This window comes from Nocardia cyriacigeorgica (assembly GCF_010858045.1).
GTDB classification, from domain to species: Bacteria; Actinomycetota; Actinomycetes; order Mycobacteriales; family Mycobacteriaceae; genus Nocardia; species Nocardia cyriacigeorgica_E.
Map to the genome: position 1 here is coordinate 1 of NZ_JAAGVC010000198.1, position 339 is coordinate 339.

A 339-nucleotide genomic window follows, 5' to 3' on the forward strand; every position below is an offset into this window, starting at 1 on the left:
TGGGTACTCCCTGAGTGTCATTGCGTGGGTTCGCCATCCACGAAACCGTGCGGATGCGAATATTCGAATCGAATGATCCGATTAGTCGCATGGAGCTACACGGTAGAAGACCGGGTGGGCTGCGGGCAAGACCTCATCGAGCGTGTCCGGAATGTGGCGACCAGTCGCTGAGCGCGCGAGCCGTCGCGCTGAGTTCCTCGACGTAGCGGTGCCGCTCGGCGAGGGACACCGAGGTGCGCAATGGGCCGATCTGAATCTCCCACAATGGCTTTCCCGCGCGATCGTGCACGGCTGCGGCCATGTAGCTGACCGGCAGATCGCGCTCGGAATGCCAGGTAT

General features: G+C 61.9%; 1 pseudogene. It reads right to left on the reverse strand.

Annotated features, from left to right (window positions below):
- Positions 1–133: 133 nt before the first annotated feature.
- Positions 134–339: pseudogene (locus GV790_RS29345) on the reverse strand (hypothetical protein); the annotation flags it as partial.